The organism is Pantoea sp. ARC270, from assembly GCF_003236725.1.
Classification (GTDB): Bacteria; Pseudomonadota; Gammaproteobacteria; order Enterobacterales; family Enterobacteriaceae; genus Pantoea; species Pantoea anthophila.
In genome coordinates this window covers 31,494-47,580 of sequence record NZ_PUGA01000034.1, presented here as the reverse complement: position 1 = coordinate 47,580, position 16,087 = coordinate 31,494, and the positions used below count along the sequence as shown (strand labels likewise).

Annotated in this window: 15 protein-coding genes; 5 read left to right on the top strand and 10 right to left on the bottom strand. The window is 57.9% G+C overall.

Features of this window, described 5'->3' with window-relative positions; translation table 11 throughout:
- Positions 1 to 2 precede the first annotated feature (2 nt).
- Positions 3 to 3,770 (bottom strand): translocation/assembly module TamB domain-containing protein, encoded by a 3,768-nt coding sequence (locus tag CKF42_RS15645; RefSeq protein ID WP_111208589.1) that lies wholly within the window; start codon positions 3,768 to 3,770, stop codon positions 3 to 5.
- Complete coding sequence (locus CKF42_RS15640; protein ID WP_181161960.1) at positions 3,767 to 5,482, bottom strand: autotransporter assembly complex family protein; 1,716 nt, start codon at positions 5,480 to 5,482, stop codon at positions 3,767 to 3,769. The genes CKF42_RS15645 and CKF42_RS15640 overlap by 4 nt, the downstream gene beginning before the upstream one ends.
- 516 nt (positions 5,483 to 5,998) lie before the next feature.
- Between CKF42_RS15640 and CKF42_RS15635 the strand changes: the two genes are divergently transcribed.
- Complete coding sequence (locus tag CKF42_RS15635; protein WP_009087434.1) at positions 5,999 to 7,327, top strand: hemolysin family protein; 1,329 nt, start codon at positions 5,999 to 6,001, stop codon at positions 7,325 to 7,327.
- Between the two features lie 50 nt (positions 7,328 to 7,377).
- On the opposite strand, the gene CKF42_RS15630 is transcribed toward CKF42_RS15635, so the two are convergent.
- Positions 7,378 to 7,584, bottom strand: coding sequence for a DUF1107 domain-containing protein (locus CKF42_RS15630; protein WP_003855513.1), 207 nt, complete (start codon positions 7,582 to 7,584; stop codon positions 7,378 to 7,380).
- Positions 7,585 to 7,899: 315 nt separating this feature from the next.
- Between CKF42_RS15630 and CKF42_RS15625 the strand changes: the two genes are divergently transcribed.
- Positions 7,900 to 8,460 (top strand): YtfJ family protein, encoded by a 561-nt coding sequence (locus tag CKF42_RS15625; RefSeq protein WP_111208588.1) that lies wholly within the window; start codon positions 7,900 to 7,902, stop codon positions 8,458 to 8,460.
- 60 nt (positions 8,461 to 8,520) lie between these two features.
- Here CKF42_RS15625 and cysQ read toward each other — a convergent pair whose 3' ends face one another.
- The gene (gene cysQ, locus CKF42_RS15620) at positions 8,521 to 9,264 is read right to left on the bottom strand and encodes a 3'(2'),5'-bisphosphate nucleotidase CysQ (RefSeq protein WP_111208587.1); all 744 of its coding nucleotides are present in this window, start codon (positions 9,262 to 9,264) and stop codon (positions 8,521 to 8,523) included.
- A 293-nt stretch (positions 9,265 to 9,557) separates the two neighbouring features.
- Here cysQ and CKF42_RS15615 point away from each other — a divergent pair, with 293 nt between their 5' ends.
- A complete protein-coding gene (locus CKF42_RS15615; protein WP_111208586.1) occupies positions 9,558 to 11,501 on the top strand; it encodes a bifunctional 2',3'-cyclic-nucleotide 2'-phosphodiesterase/3'-nucleotidase in 1,944 nt (647 codons plus the stop codon).
- 44 nt (positions 11,502 to 11,545) lie between these two features.
- On the opposite strand, the gene fklB is transcribed toward CKF42_RS15615, so the two are convergent.
- Positions 11,546 to 12,166, bottom strand: a complete 621-nt coding sequence (fklB, locus tag CKF42_RS15610; protein ID WP_009087442.1) for an FKBP-type peptidyl-prolyl cis-trans isomerase — start codon at positions 12,164 to 12,166, stop codon at positions 11,546 to 11,548.
- A 220-nt stretch (positions 12,167 to 12,386) separates the two neighbouring features.
- On the opposite strand from fklB, the gene CKF42_RS15605 reads away from it, so the two are divergent.
- A complete protein-coding gene (locus tag CKF42_RS15605; RefSeq protein ID WP_158526768.1) occupies positions 12,387 to 13,058 on the top strand; it encodes a LysM-like peptidoglycan-binding domain-containing protein in 672 nt (223 codons plus the stop codon).
- Positions 13,059 to 13,126: 68 nt separating this feature from the next.
- On the opposite strand, the gene rplI is transcribed toward CKF42_RS15605, so the two are convergent.
- From rplI to rpsF, 4 genes are read right to left on the bottom strand one after another with little or no spacing between them, the layout of a single operon-like run.
- Positions 13,127 to 13,576: a 50S ribosomal protein L9 gene (gene rplI, locus CKF42_RS15600; protein WP_046102603.1), complete on the bottom strand. Its 450-nt coding sequence runs from the start codon at positions 13,574 to 13,576 to the stop codon at positions 13,127 to 13,129.
- 39 nt (positions 13,577 to 13,615) lie between these two features.
- Positions 13,616 to 13,843: a 30S ribosomal protein S18 gene (gene rpsR, locus CKF42_RS15595; protein WP_002210155.1), complete on the bottom strand. Its 228-nt coding sequence runs from the start codon at positions 13,841 to 13,843 to the stop codon at positions 13,616 to 13,618.
- A gap of 4 nt (positions 13,844 to 13,847) precedes the next feature.
- Positions 13,848 to 14,165: a primosomal replication protein N gene (priB, locus tag CKF42_RS15590; protein ID WP_009087448.1), complete on the bottom strand. Its 318-nt coding sequence runs from the start codon at positions 14,163 to 14,165 to the stop codon at positions 13,848 to 13,850.
- A 6-nt stretch (positions 14,166 to 14,171) separates the two neighbouring features.
- Positions 14,172 to 14,567: a 30S ribosomal protein S6 gene (gene rpsF, locus CKF42_RS15585; protein ID WP_009087450.1), complete on the bottom strand. Its 396-nt coding sequence runs from the start codon at positions 14,565 to 14,567 to the stop codon at positions 14,172 to 14,174.
- A gap of 404 nt (positions 14,568 to 14,971) precedes the next feature.
- Between rpsF and CKF42_RS15580 the strand changes: the two genes are divergently transcribed.
- A complete protein-coding gene (locus CKF42_RS15580; RefSeq protein ID WP_009087452.1) occupies positions 14,972 to 15,178 on the top strand; it encodes a hypothetical protein in 207 nt (68 codons plus the stop codon).
- Positions 15,179 to 15,227: 49 nt separating this feature from the next.
- Here CKF42_RS15580 and yjfP read toward each other — a convergent pair whose 3' ends face one another.
- Complete coding sequence (gene yjfP, locus CKF42_RS15575) at positions 15,228 to 15,977, bottom strand: esterase (RefSeq protein WP_111208585.1); 750 nt, start codon at positions 15,975 to 15,977, stop codon at positions 15,228 to 15,230.
- Between the last annotated feature and the right edge of the window lie 110 nt (positions 15,978 to 16,087).

Sequence of the window (16,087 nt, the reverse complement as noted above, 5' to 3'; positions counted from 1 at the left end):
TGCTAAAACTCAAACTGATAGAGCAAATCGAGAGCCTGATCCACACCGGACACGGCTTCCAGATAGAGTTTGGGCATCAGGCGGTAACGCAAGGTTAACGTCGCCAGTGAATCAAATATGCCAACACCGTATTTTACCTGCAGACCCGGCAGTACATAGCCGCTGACCTGCACCTGCTGGCTGTCGCCAACACCCGCAGTATCAAGAGCCAGATTACTGACACCGAAAGTCTCCCCGATTTTACCCACAACCTGCCCACTTTGTGCAACCCCTAAGCCCACAAGCGCAGAAGTGAGGGCATTACTGTCGCCATCTTTGCCGAGCCCCTGACCGCGCAGCAGGTAAGAAAGCGCCTCCTGCTGCGACATCGCCGGGTCGGAGAAGACTTCCGCTTTCGGCTCATCCGCCAGGCCGGTGACGCGCAGACCCGCGGTAACGCCATCTTCGGTGGCATCCGGGTTACGAATCGCCTCCAGGTTGATGTAGGGCTGATCCGGCGGGCCGGCGAACTGCAGTTCACCTTTACGCACGATCAGATCCTGACCGTAAGCGTGGAAGCGGCCGGACGGGATGTTGATCTGACCGTTTAAGCCGAGGCCCGACCGATCCTGCACCAGCTTCAGGTCGCCATTCAGTCGCGCTTTCAGACCAAAGGCGGAGAGGCGCACATCGTTGCCGACATGGATCACCAGATTACTGTTGATCGGAATCGCCGCGGTCTGTGGCGCAATCGGCTTCAGCTGTTTATCCAGCATCACCTCATCCGACGAAACGCCCGTGGCGCTCTCCGGCACTTCCTGCACCGTGATGCGCGCCCATGGAATATCGACCCGTCCATCGAGGTTAAAGGCGGCAGGCGTCGCTTCAAAGACCAGATCCGGCGAGACATCCATGCGCACCATCGGCGGCACCGTGACGCGAACCCGGCTGCCCTGCGCGGCGACGCGGGCGCGCCAGTTATCGAGCTGGCTCCAGTCCGCATTACCGCTGAGGTTGATGTTGCCCTGGCTGGTCTGCACCAGCCCGTTCAGGGTGGAGCTCATGCCATTGAACACCAGGTTGAGGCTGGCGGCCGTGAGGTCAACCGGCATAAAGTTGCCATCCACATCCACCCCGGTCAGGCCAAGCTGGCCATAGACCTGCGGCTGCTGCACGCTGCCGCCAAGACGCAGGCTGCTGTTGAGGCTGCCTTTGATCTTCTCGCCCTGCATCAGCGCCGGGTTGAGCATCGCCAGTGAGACGTTGCGGATGTTGACGTTACCGCCCAGCGTGCGGCGGCTTTGCGGATCGTCGATCTGCACGTTGCCATCCAGCTGCCCGTTACCGGCAATGCGGATCAGCCAGTCGAGCTGCGCGCGACCGTTTCGCAGTGCGGCATTGAGGTTCAGCGTATCAAAGGCGATCGGCAGGTTATTGCCCTGCACATCCTGCACCACCTTGACGCCGTTGCCCTTCAGCGCGACCGTTCCGGTCGGCAGCGCCCCGTCAGCCGTCCAGTTGACGCGCACGTCGCCGCTGAACAGGCCGCTGAGCTGGGTGGCATCCGGCATAAAGGGTTTCACCATCGCCAGGTCAAAGCGGTTCAGCACCACATGGGCATGCCCCTCCGGGCCCGCTTCAACCGGTTCCGGCACGCAGAGGCGGGCATTGGGGTTCTGCCAGCAGTGCGGTCCGATGGTCGCCGTCTGACGGCTGTTGAGATAGTCGATGGCCATCGCACGGGTCAGTCGCCATTCGCCTACCGGCGTATCGAAGTGGGTGTCGTTCAGCGACCCTCGCCAGCGCTGCGTCTGGCGATCAAAGCTGCCGTTGAGCGCCAGCTGGCCGGAGACCGGTTTGCCCTGCACGTTGAGTTTCAGCTGATGCTGCTGCTCATTGCCGTCGGCATTCAGGGTCAGCAGGCTGATGTTCAGCGCATCCTGCTGCAGCTGTTCGACGCGCAGCTGCAGTTTGCCCGCCACCTGTTCGTCAGAGCGCACGTCGCCCTTGAGCGTAACGCGATTAATCCGCATCTGCTGCCAGCGCAGGCCCCGGCCATTGAGATCGGCCAGCAGCTGCGGTGCCTTCAGGATGCCGCGCGCTTTGATGGCCCCGTTGACGACGCCGCCCAGACCGGGAAGCGCATTGTCGAGCTGCGGCGCATTGATGCTGGCATCCAGATCCAGACGGTCGCCCAGCGACCCTTTGACATCCAGCTGGTTGCGTCCCAGTGCCAGCTTAATGCCCGGCACCGTCCACTGGTTGTAGCTGTTGCCGGTCAGGGAGCCATCTGCGGTAACGGCGTTCTGTTTCACATTCCCTTTCAGCTGCAGCTGCGGCACGCTCAGCTGCCAGCTGCCGCCATAGAGACTGCCGCGGGTGGTGATTTTGCCATCCAGCCGCGCCGGCCAGTCGGGATACTGTTTAGCCGTATTGATCCCCGCCAGCGTCAGTTCGCTGCGCCAGCTGATCGCCTTGCTCCAGTCCACCAGCGCAGTAAGGTCGATGTTGCCCTGCAGCGCAGCCACGCGCAGGAGATCGAGACTGAACTGCTCAACGTTGCCTTTACCGGTCAGCGAGACGGTCGCCGGTGGCACCGACTCCCCCTTCACGGCGGTCTGCAGTGACATCACATAGTCGGTGGCTTTGCCTTTGAACTGATAGTCCAGATTATCGGCCTGATAGGCGACCGGGCCTGTCAGCGGCCAGCGCAGTTTCGGGCTGGTCAGCTGCAGCGACAGCGGCAGCCCCGCCACCGCCAGCTGGGTCGCGGCGCTGAGCTGTGCATCCACCGGGCCGGAGAGGTTCAGCGCCAGCTTCAGCTCGTCGCGCATCGCGCCGTTAAGTTTCAGCGCAATCTTTTCGCCTTTGACCGGATCGGTGTTGACCGTGCCGTTCAGGGCAAAATCGACCGGCCAGTTATCGGCCAGCGTCGCCTGCCCGCTGCCTCTGAGATTGCCGAGGTCAGAGTCAACCTCCAGCGTGGTCAGCTGCATCTGCCGGTCGGCAGTTTTCGCTTTCATCAGCAGGCGGCTGACCGAAATATCGGTGTCGCCGGTGATGCGCAGCTGTTCTCCCAGGATCTGCTGAATGTCGATATCCAGCGGCAGACGGAAATCGGGCAGCGCAGGCAGCAGCGGTTGTGCAAACATCGCCTGCAGCGTTTCACCCAGCGGTTTCTCAGCCGGATGCGGCTGCTGAACTTTCGGCTCCACCACCTGTTCGTTCACGACTTTGGCTGCTTTCGGCAGCGCAATCAACAGGCTTTGAATATGAGTAGGATTGAGCGTCAGCGCACGATCCTGCCACTGCAGACCGGTGGTAAAGTCGAGCAGCGAAATCGCGGTGTCATCCACTTTGACATTGATATTGTGCAGGCCAAGATGGCGCAGCGTAATCGGATAGGGCGTGCTGAGGTTGGTCGTGCCGCTCTCCTCTTCCGGCGCTGGCGCGGCAGGCGTCATCTTTTTACTGTCGACCACCACGCTGATATCACGCAGGGAGACATCATTCACGCAGACCGACGAATGCAGCAGGCAGTTAAGGTTCACCGCCAGATGGATCTGCCCGGCATCCACACTGACGCCAGGCATTTCGTAACGCAGACCGCTCAGGGTCAGGTTACGCCAGCCGCCCTCGACCTGTTTGATTGACAGGCCCGGTACCCAGCGCGACGCGCCATTCAGCACCAGATGCAGCCCCGGCGTGGTGCCGATTAAAAATGCCACCCCACCCAGCAGCAGCACCAGAAAGATCAGGATGCCGATGAGGACCTTTTTCCACAGCTTCATAGTTCTGGCCCCAGTCCTATATAAAATTGCAGTCCATGTGCATCGTCATCCCCGATAGGTCTGGCGATGTCTAATTTGATGGGACCCACCGGTGACGACCAGCGCACGCCGACGCCCGCACCGGTTTTCACGTTACTCTGTTTGATGTCGTTGACCGCTTCACCGGAGTCGACAAATACCGCTCCCCACCATTTGCCGCTGACGTTGTACTGATACTCCAGCGAGCCGGTGGCCAGTTTTGACGCACCGGTGAGTTTGCCATCCTCATCACGCGGTGAGATGTTCTTATATTTGTAGCCACGAATACTGCGGTCACCACCGGCAAAGAAGCGCAGATCCGGCGGGACTTTTTCAAAGTCGTTGGTTTCAATCCAGCCAAGATTGCCGCGCGCCACAAAGCGGTGGCTGTCGCCGAGGGTACGGATCCAGACGTTCTGCGCCTGCAGAATCAGGAAGTCAACGTCTGAACCCCAGGTGGTATCGGAGACGTCCGCTGAGTAGCGCTGAGAGTCGCCCCAGGTCGGCATCAGGCCGCCACGCGAGCGGGTGCGGTTTACGCTGACGCCGGGATAGAGCAGCATGGTGGTATTAGTCACGCTGCCCTGAGTAAAGTGATCCAGGCTCCAGCGCAGGTTGACCGCTTTCTGCCAGCCGCTGCTGCTGTCCCAGTTGCGCGACATCGCCAGCGTCGTGGTGTCGGCTTTGGTGTCATTGAGGTCGGTGCGCTTCAGGCCGCCGGAGAAGGTGTAGTACTGCTCCAGCGGGCTTTTCAGCAGGGGCACTTTGTAGCTGAGATCGACCTGCTGTTCCGGCGCGGAAATGTAGGCGCTGGCCGCCAGGCTGTGGCCTCTGTCATTAACCCACGGCTTTTTCCAGGTGCCTTTCAGGCGCGGGCCGACGTCGGTGGAGTAGCCGACCCCGGTTTCGATGGTGTTTTCGGTGCGCGGCGACATCACGGCATTCAGCGGCAGCACTTTTGTTTTCCGGCCTTTGCTGAACTCCGGTGCAACGACCACGGAGTTAAACCAGCCGGTGGCGGAGAGGCGACGGTTCAGTTCAGCCAGATCGCGCGAGCTGTAGTAGTCGCCCTTTTCAAACGGCACCAGGTTCTGCAGGTAGGCTTCGCGAATCTGCGAGCCCTGAAACGTCACGTCGCCAAAACGGTAACGCTCGCCGCTGTCGTAGTCGATATCCCAGAATGCTTCATGCCGCTCGACCGACACCCCCAGCTGGCTTTTTTTAAAGGTGCCATCGAAATAGCCGTTGCGCAGCGCGAGATTCGAGAAGCCGCTTTTAAAGCGATCGTACTGCCCGTGGTTAAGCTGCGTGCCGACTTTGGGACGCCCCTGGGCTATCCACTCTTTGTAGTCGGCATCATTGCGGGCATCCCCTTCCAGCACGATGGTGCTGCCGCCGATTTTAACCGGCGGACCCGGTTTCACGTGCGCGATCAGCACCGGCCGTCCCCCCTGCGCGGGAGCAGGACGGGATTCAAAGTCGATCTCAGGTTCGTAATAACCCAGCGCGCGCAGGCCTTCTTTTATCGCGACAGAGACGCGGGCACGAAAGCGACCATCATTGGAGACTTCATCGCTGCCGATGGTGGAGAGGCGTGCTCTGACATTTCGCTGCAGATCCCCGGTTAAGCCGTCTACCTGTAATCGCACAGTCGCCGCCTCAAGGGCAGGCGCAGCAAGCAGCAGGCCAGCCATGCAATAAATATGAAATCGTGGCACCTGTACTCCTGTTAATCATGCCGGCCCCTTTTCCGCGGGGCGCTTATTAATCATCTTTGCCCGCACTACCGCAACGGCAACACCCCTATCATAGCCGCACTTTATGCCAAATGGCGGCGTAGCAGTAACATCTAAGTCAAATATCCGGGCTATTGTCGGTAAATGAGGAGATCGATACAACTCCTGCGACGGGGATTGATCCCGCCTGATGGAGTCACTCAGAGAAATCTGAGCGGGCTACTGACCGCCCTGACCGTGAATGCCGCCCGAACCGGCGGTTTGCCCTCTGGCGGCCAGATAAGCGCTCCTGCTATAATCTGCAGCCACAGGCATCCCGCCTGTTTTCATTTCTGCCCCGGCAGCGTTCAGCCTGTCGAACTGGCGCAGACATTTTTGGCACGGATAGCCCTGTTTAACGAGTAACCGCCCCGTTCGCGCTTGCTCACGCTGCCCAGGCCAAAAATGACAAGTGGATAACCCTTTGGATCACTTATGTTAGATAGCTTACTTGTCATTCTTTTACTGATTGTCGTCAGTGCTTTTTTCTCTCTGTCGGAGATCTCGCTGGCAGCCGCCCGCAAGATCAAACTGAAACTGCTCGCCGATGAAGGCAACGTTAACGCGCAGCGCGTCCTGAAAATGCAGGAAACGCCGGGTATGTTTTTTACCGTCGTCCAGATTGGCCTTAACGCCGTCGCCATCCTCGGCGGTATCGTCGGTGACGCTGCCTTTTCACCGGTCTTCAGCGGCCTCTTCAGCCGCTTCGTCCCGCCGGAACTGGCTGAGCAGCTCAGCTTTATCTGCTCCTTCACCATCGTGACCAGCCTGTTTATCCTGTTCGCCGACCTAACCCCAAAGCGGGTTGGAATGGTCGCCCCCGAAACCATCGCGCTGCGCATCATCAATCCGATGCGTTTCTGCCTGCTGGTGATGCGTCCGCTGGTCTGGCTGTTTAACGGTCTGGCTAACGTCTTCTTCCGCCTCTTCAAGCTGCCAATGGTGCGTAAAGATGACATCACCTCCGATGATATCTACGCGGTGGTGGAAGCCGGTGCGCTGGCGGGCGTGCTGCGTAAGCAGGAGCATGAGCTGATTGAAAACGTGTTTGAGCTGGAGTCGCGAACCGTTCCCTCTTCCATGACCTCGCGTGAGAACATCGTCTGGTTTGATCTGCATGAAGATGAGGCCAGCCTCAAGAGCAAAATCGCCGAACATCCGCACTCCAAGTTTTTAGTCTGCAGCGGGGATATCGACCATATCGTCGGCTATGTCGACTCCAAAGAGCTGCTGCTGCGCGTGCTGGGCAATCAGAGTATGGCGCTGAACAGTGGCCTGCAGATTCGTTCTGCGCTGATTGTGCCGGATACGCTGACCCTCTCTGAAGCGCTGGAAAGTTTCAAAACCGCCGGTGAAGATTTTGCGGTAATCATGAACGAATATGCGCTGGTGGTGGGCATCATTACCCTGAACGACGTGATGACCACGCTGATGGGAGATCTGGTCGGTCAGGGCATGGAAGAGCAGATCGTCGCGCGTGATGAGAACTCGTGGCTGGTTGAAGGCGGCACGCCGATTGATGACGTGATGCGCGTGCTGGACATCGACGATTTCCCGCAGTCAGGCAACTACGAAACCATCGGCGGCTTTATGATGTATATGCTGCGTAAGATCCCGAAGCGAACCGACTTTGTGAAGTTTGCCGGCTACAAGTTCGAGGTGGTGGATATTGACAGCTACCGCATCGACCAGCTGCTGGTCACCCGCATCGATGAACGACCGCCGGTGCTGAGCATGACAAAAAGCGAAGACGAGCAGGGATAGCGAAGGGGCTGGCTTATAAAACACTCAGGGCGCCATCGGCGCCCTTTTGATTAGTTGAACTCAAGCTTGAGACGAACGACCTGGCGGTTAATTTCTGACATCACGCTCAGGTGCTGTTTGTCTTTGACGCGCGGGATTAACACTTTCCCTTTATCGAACTCGAACGCGCCAACGTCCTTGATATACAACCTTCCTTTGAACAGCGTTTTGACATATTTCGCTATTTGCAGCGGATTATAGCGCTGGAAGATTTTCATACTGACTGACTCCTGTACATTTTTAAAGCACGCTTCGCCGTTTCCAAAGTAGGTACCAGCCCATGAAGCGCGAATTCGCGATAACTATAGAACACCGAACACTACTGGTGTTCCGAAAAATGAATTTTTTTACTGAGTTGACACATCATTACAGAACAGTCTGTTATGACTCTCATATGACACAGTATAAACCTTCGTTGGTTAAGGAATTGTGGCGGGCATAACAAACCTGACACCTTTCCACGACAGGCGCATCATCCCTGCTTACTATTGCAGTAAAATGACTGACTGGTCTGATCACTTAAGGAAAGTGCGATGCGAAATATTCTGGCAGCCGTGGCGTTGTCATTACTCCTGCCGGCAGGCGCCATGGCCCACGACCTCAGGCTCGATTCCCGCGTGCCCGCCACGGGCGTCAACGACAAAGGCGAGCTGATACTGCAGCAGGAGAAGTTTAGCTATAAAAACTGGAATAGCGCGCAGCTGAGTGGAAAAGTTCGCGTGATCCAGCACATTGCCGGGCGCTCCTCCGCTAAAGAGATGAACGCCGCGCTGATAGAGGCGATTAAGGCCGCGAAGCTGCCGCATGACCGCTATCAGACCACTACCATCGTTAACACCGATGATGCGATCCCCGGCACCGGCATGTTTGTGCGCAGCAGCATTGAGACCAATAAGCAGCAGTATCCCTGGTCGCAGTTTATCGTCGACAGCAAGGGCAATGTGCAGCACGCCTGGCAGCTGCAGCCGGGCAGCTCCGCCATCGTCGTGCTGGATAGACAGGGTACGGTGAAATTTGTGAAGGATGGCCCGCTGACGCAGGATGAAGTGACAGACGTGATTGCTCTGGTCACCTCACTGCTGAAGGCGGAATAGCAGACGCCCCGGCGGGCGCGAAGCTCGCCGGGGCGTCAGAAGACAGACGCTCAGCCCGCGTTAAAACAGCGACACGCGGAAGCCGGGGTTCAGGAAAGATTCGCGCGGCGCGTAATCCAGGGTTTTACCCTGCCAGTCATGCACATGCGCGCCTGCGGCCATCGCCACCGCATGTCCTGCACCGGTGTCCCAGATATTGGTGGGTCCGAAACGGGGATAGAGCTGAGCTTTCCCTTCCGCTACCAGGCAGAATTTCAGTGAGGAGCCGGTTGCAACGGTCTGATGCTCGCCCAGCTGCTTCAGGTACTCTTTCATCTCCTCATCGTCGCCATGAGAACGGCTTACCACCACCAGCGGTGGTCGTGCGTCACGCACATGAATCTGCTCACGATGACCGCCCTCCTCTTTCCACGCCTTCCCCTCCGCCGCAGAGTACATCACACCCAGCGCGGGGGCATAAACCACGCCCATAATCGGCTTGCCCGCCTCAATCAGCGCAATGTTCACCGTAAATTCGCCGTTGCGTTTGATGAACTCTTTGGTGCCATCCAGGGGATCGACCAGCCAGTAACGCTGCCAGTGCTGACGCTCTGTCCAGGCGGGCGGATCTTCTTCTGACAGCACCGGCAGATCGGGGGTTAACTGCTGCAGGCCAGAGAGGATCACCTCGTGCGCAGCGATATCCGCGGCGGTCACCGGCGAATCATCCGATTTGTGAGAAACGTCAAGCGGCGCGGCACCGTTATAGACCTGCATAATCGCGTCGCCTGCTTCGCGTGCCAGTTGGCAGATTTGCTCTAACATTTTTCACCTCGTTGTGTCTTTCTGCTGCAGGATCAGCTTTCCGTCAGACAGTGACATTTTAGCAGTTTCGCCTGACCTGCCCATTTACAGGCTGACCAGCGCGCCAATTTATAGATATATCAATATCATAGTTACCCGTTTATCGCCACGCCTGCGCCACTTTGCGCGCCCGCCGGAATCCGGTGCCGCCTCCGATGCGCCAAAACGTTATATCCATCACGATTTAAAATGACCCACCGGCAGGCTTTTACATTATTTTGAGATCCCCAATTATTTTTGCAGCAGGAGCAGGCATGTTTAAGCCCGGCATAGTCTTACTGGCACTTGGCGTTTCCGCCGCCGCACAGGCCGCAACGGTCGATCTACGCATACTGGAAACCACCGATCTTCATAGCAACATGATGGATTTCGACTACTACAAAGATACCCCAACCGAAAAGTTTGGCCTGGTGCGCACCGCCACGCTGATTCACGCCGCGCGCCAGGAGGTGAAAAACAGCCTGCTGGTCGACAACGGCGATATCATTCAGGGCAGTCCGCTGGGCGACTACATGGCGGCAAAGGGATTGCGTGAGGGGGAGATCCACCCGGTCTACAAGGCGCTCAACACCCTGGATTACAGCGTCGGCAACCTCGGCAATCATGAATTTAATTATGGCCTGCCCTACCTGAAGAAAGCGCTGGCCGGTGCCCGCTTTCCCTACGTCAATGCCAACGTCATCGACGTGAAGAGTGGCAAGCCGCTGTTTACGCCTTACCTCATCAAATCCACCACGCTGGTTGATCGTGAAGGCAAAACCCGGACCCTGAAGATTGGCTATATCGGCTTTGTGCCGCCGCAGATCATGGTGTGGGATAAAGCCAATCTGCAGGGCAAGGTGCGGGTCGATGACATCACGGAAACGGCGCGCCGCTATGTGCCGGAGATGCGTGCGCAGGGCGCGGATCTGGTCATCGCGATTCCGCACTCCGGCCTGAGCAGCGAGCCGTATCACACCCTGGCGGAGAACTCGGTTTACTATCTCAGCCAGGTTGAAGGCATCAACGCCATCCTGTTTGGCCATGCTCACGCCGTCTTCCCCGGTAAAGATTTTGCCGCGATTAAAGGCGCAGACATTAAGAACGGCACCCTGAACGGTGTGCCTGCGGTGATGCCCGGCATGTGGGGCGATCACCTGGGTGTGGTCGACCTGGTGCTGAACAATGACAACGGCAGGTGGCAGGTCACGAGCGGCAAAGCTGAGGCGCGCCCGATCTATGACATCGCAGCGAAAAAGTCTCTCGCCGCCGAAGATCCCGCGCTGGTGAAGGTCCTGGCTGAGGATCACCGCGCCACGCGCGACTTTGTGGCGAAACCCATCGGCAAGTCCGCCGACGTGATGTACAGCTACCTGTCGCTGGTACAGGACGATCCCACCGTGCAGATCGTCAACAACGCACAGCGCGCCTATGTCGAGCACTTCATTCAGGGCGATCCCGATCTGGGCCGTCTGCCGGTACTCTCAGCGGCGGCGCCTTTCAAGGCGGGCGGGCGTAAAAACGATCCGGCCAGCTATGTCGAAGTGGAGAAAGGGCCGCTGACCTTCCGCAACGCCGCCGATCTTTATCTCTACCCCAACACGCTGGTGGTCATGAAGGTCAGCGGGGCGCAGGTTAAAGAGTGGCTGGAGTGCTCTGCAGGCCAGTTTAACCAGATCGATCCGCACAGTACGAAAACCCAGTCGCTGATTAACTGGGATTTCCGCACCTATAACTTCGATGTGATCGACGGGGTCACCTATCAGATCGATGTGACCCAGCCAGCGCGCTACGACAGCGAGTGCCAGCTGATCCATCCTGATGCCTCCCGTATCCGTCAGCTGAGCTGGCAGGGTAAGCCGATCGACCCGCAGGCGACCTTCCTGGTGGCGACGAACAACTATCGTGCTTATGGCGGCAAATTTGCCGGCACCGGCGATAAGTATGTCGCCTTTGCCTCGCCGGATGAGAACCGTTCGGTGGTGGCAGCCTATATCAGTGCAGAGACTAAGGCGCACGGGGAAGTCCAGCCACAAGCGGACAATAACTGGCGGCTGGCCCCGATTAACGCATCCACGCCGCTGGACATCCGGTTTGAGACGGCACCGGGGGAGAAAGCGACCGGGTTTATTAAGCAGCATGCGCAATATCCGCTTCAGCCCAAAGGGACCGATGCGACTGGCTTCGCGTTGTGGCAGGTGAATTTACAGCAGAAGTAAGGCAGGATAAAACGCTGCAACCGGGCGGTTGCAGCGTCCGGCAATTACAGAATTTCCAGCAGTTCCACTTCGAAAATCAGGGTGCTGAACGGTGGGATGGAGGCACCCGCACCGCGCTCGCCATACGCGAGGTTCTGTGGGATCACCAGTTCCCATTTTGAGCCAACCGGCATCAGGGTCAGGGCTTCGATCCAGCCTGGGATCACACCGCTCACCGGGAACTCTGCCGGTTCGCCACGCGCCACCGAGCTGTCGAACACGCTGCCGTCGATCAGTTTGCCGGTGTAGTGCACGCGTACGCGATCCTGACGCGATGGGATAGGACCTTCGCCCTGAGTAATCACGCTGAACTGCAGACCGGATTCGGTGCTGTTCACGCCTTCACGCTGCGCATGTTCCTGCAGGAACGCCTGACCTTCTGCTGCCATGGCTTCGGTGCGCTCACGACGCACGCCTTCAGCACGTTCATGAACTTCACGCAGTGCGCGATGAACGACATCAACCGGTACGGCAGGCGAGTTCCCTTCCAGCGCGTCGCGCAGGCCCGCGAGCAGTGCTTCTGGCTGCAGCCCCTGCAGACCAGATTCCAGCAACTGCTGGCCAACCTGTAAACCAATACCGTAACTTGCTTGTGCTTCGACGCTGTCGAAAGAAGGGGTAGTCATCTTCGTTCCTTTCACTCTCGGATAAATTCGAACCGGCAGCATAGCAGCGCAGGCCGCTGGCGTAAAATGCCCTGCATCGCAGATGACTTTTCCCGGCGAAAGAGAAACAATAGAGCCGTCAGATTTATCAATGCTGGCAGGCACTTCGCGCCAGTATTGCCCATACTATAACTATCGACGGAATACCCCCCGTCTGTGGCACACGAAGAAGAGAGCAACTATGGGCCAGATCGCCCCACGACGCCGCCGGACGCGCGCAACACATATGATATCCCGGCTGCAGAACTGGCTGGCCGCACGCAGGCCAGCGCAGCCTGCCGGAGAGGAGGAACCCCGCATGGCTTCTGAGACGTCATCCCGCCTGCCGACATGGCTTCAGCGAATCTGGCATTTTACCGACGACATCCGTTGGATGGCACCGCTGCCCGCACCGCACCGTCGCGGCATTGTGGCGGCGCTGCTGGTTATGCTGGTGGCGTTTCTCTGGCCTGCCACGACGCCGCGTTATCCGGTCGAGCAGCCGGTTACGCCTTCCGCAGAGAAAGAGGTGCCGATGCAGGCCGATATCTACGATAACACCCGCTCCGGGCAGGCCTCCTCATCACAGCAGACGCCAAAAGCAGACTCTCAGGGCGCGTGGCGCAGTCTGACTATCGCGTCCGGCCAGACGCTGGCGCAGCTGTTTCGTGACAACAGCCTGCCGGTCAATGATGTGTTTGCGATGGCGCGGGTGGAAGGCAACGATCAGCCCCTCAGCTCACTGAAAAGTGGTCAGCAGGTCAAAATCCGACAGGATGCACAGGGTGTGGTAACGGGACTGACGGTGGAGGGCGCAGAGGGCCCGGTGCTGTTTACCCGTCAGACAGACGGCAGCTTTATCCGCGCGCAGTAGCTGAGCAAGGCATAAAAACAAAAACGCCGGCACAGGGCCGGCGATTTTGTTGTGCTCAGTTAATAAAATTAACCAGCAACAACCTTCACGGTCAGTTTAGCGAATACATCGCTGTGGACCTGGAAGTCTACTTCATGCTCACCGGTAGTACGCAGAACGCCGTTCGGCAGACGAACTTCGCTCTTCGCTACGTCAACGCCAGCTGCAGTAACTGCATCAGCGATGTCGCGGGTACCGATTGAACCGAACAGCTTACCTTCATCGCCTGCTTTAGACGTGATGGTCACGGTGCCCAGTGCATTGATTTTCTCAGCGCGTGCAGTCGCTGCAGACTGAACGTCAGCCAGTTTGGCTTCCAGTTCAGCACGGCGTGCTTCGAAATACTCAACGTTTTTCCTGGTAGCAGGAACAGCTTTGCCCTGTGGAACCAGGAAGTTACGAGCGTAGCCCGCTTTAACGTTAACCTGATCACCCAGGCTGCCCAGGTTTGCTACTTTATCAAGCAGAATAACTTGCATTACCTTATCCTCTTAAAGTCGTTAATGGACAGTTGCCGATTACTGATGACGATCAGTGTACGGCAGCAGAGACAGATAACGCGCGCGCTTGATGCAGCGAGCCAACTGACGCTGGTATTTTGCACGAGTACCGGTGATACGGCTCGGGACAATTTTACCGCTTTCGGTAATGTAGTTTTTCAACGTTGCGATGTCTTTGTAATCGATCTCAACAACGCCTTCCGCGGTGAAACGGCAGAACTTGCGACGACGGAAATAACGTGCCATTAGGCTAGTCTCCAGAATCTATCAATTCAATCTGCTCGGCATGGAACACCACTTTGCTCTGGCCATTGCGTGCCTGATGGCAACTAATGAAACCGTCCAGTGTGAGTTGCGTGCCGACCGTTATATGTTGAGTAATCACCTGATGGGTGCTGCCGCTGATAATCACCGGCATACGACACCAGGCTTGCCGGTGAAACCCGGCCTCCTCCTGCACTGAGCGGTGCTCTAGCACAAACTGACAGTGAGGAATTCCTGACGGGCTAATTTTTCGAACCGGCGTCCTGCACACAGTGCCGGACAAGCGCAGTCGATTAACCGTCACGATGGATTACTCTTCAGAATCCCCAGCATCTGACTCATCAGCGGATTCGTTAGCAAAATCTTCGCGACGATCACGACGCTCATCTTTCGCTTTAACCATCGGTGATGCTTCAGTTACCGCGTGTTTAACGCGCATAACCATGCTACGGATAACGGCGTCGTTGAAGCGGAAGTTCGTTTCCAGCTCATCGATCGCTTCCTGCGGCGCTTCAACGTTCATCAGAACGTAGTGAGCTTTGTGCAGTTTGTTGATCGGGTAAGCCAGCTGACGGCGGCCCCAGTCTTCCAGACGGTGAATCGTGCCCTGTGCACCAGTGATAGCACCAGTGTAACGCTCGATCATGCCAGGAACCTGTTCGCTCTGGTCAGGATGAACCATAAATACGATTTCGTAATGACGCATCGAAATTGCTCCTTACGGATTATTCAGCCTCCTGTCGGGGTCAGCCGCGGCCCATGGAAGCAAGGAACGTTATAGGCTGTGTCCCACAACCGTTCGCCGTAACGAGCCTTTGTGGGACACAGCCTGAGAATGCGGCTGAAAAATTGACGCGTAATCATACTGGCGACCGTGGCTAAACTCAAGCGCACATTTCAATAAAATGCGGCTGGGGACGCAGAGTCGGTGGGTCAGGAAGGGAACAGTGTAAAAACAGCGGGTTAATGCGGGATCGTTCAAAAACGCTGACAGAGAGGTTCAGCGGGACGATCTGGCGTTCGCAGGGGCAGTGGCTAAAATTAAAGCAGACGTCACGACAGGGTCGCTGGCGTCACACAGAGTGTCTTCCCTGAAGTGAGGAGTCGGGCATGAAAACGTTCGTCATCGCCACTTTCCTGGGTCTCTTCCTGTCTCCACCCGCCCTTGCCAGCCATGCTGACTGTGCGCAGCAGATAAGAAGTCACAGCAGTGAAGCGGCATCCGGTTATGTCTACGTTAACCGGCTGGACAGGCCGGAACGAAACCCGGTCAGCGCGCCTGTCAGTCCAGCTGAGAAATCGGCTGCGCGCTGGTAAGTACCGGTCGCGTCACGGGCGGCGGCATCCTGCTCCGCCCGTTCATCGTTTACAGCTGATGACGAAAGAAGCTGACCAGCGCCGTCAGGGCGGAGGGGGTGATCTTATGCCCAATCCCCTTTTCCGACAGCGACGTCAGATGCTGATCCAGGCCATTGTCACGCAGGGCCCTCTCCAGCCGCTCGGTTTCCGCCCAGGGCACCACCTCATCAGCCTCGCCATGCCACAGCAGCAGCGGCCGGTCTGCCAGTGCCGTGAGCCGGTTGCAGGGGTCATACTCCGCCAGAGGCGCCATACGGGCAGCAAATTTCGCCTGCCGGTCGGGCGTATCGGGGAGCCGCGGCGGAAACAGTGAGTGACTGAGCTGCATAAAATAGCCCGATCCCATCATGCAGGCGACGCTGTGAATCTGTGGGTAGCGCGCCATGGCCCCCAGGGCGGTCATGCCGCCCATTGAGGCTCCCGCCACCGCAAAACGCGAACCGGCAATCAGATTTTCATTTCGCAGCGCCGCTTCCAGCTGCGGCAGCTCATCAATGTTCTGCTTCAGGATCTCCCAGAAGCGGTCCAGGCGTGTCCCGGCATCACCGTCATAGCGCGCGCCATGTCGCGCCGCATCGGGCATCACCGCGCGAAAACCTGCCTGCGCCAGCGCCACCGCAAAGTAGGCGTAGACCTCTTTCGACGAGGTAAAGCCGTGATAAAACAGCACCGTGGGCAGCGGTGCCTGGCGCTGTCCGGCAGGCGTGGCGTGCAGGCATTCAATACCAGCCAGCGTTTCTGTCGTGAGTTCGATCATCGTCTCTCCTGATGGGGTGAAAGCGTGCCGCTTCAGTGTACGTGCTGTGGATGATTTAACGAAACGTGCCGCTGCGCTTAGCGGCCGGATTTCGCCCTAAACTTTTCCCC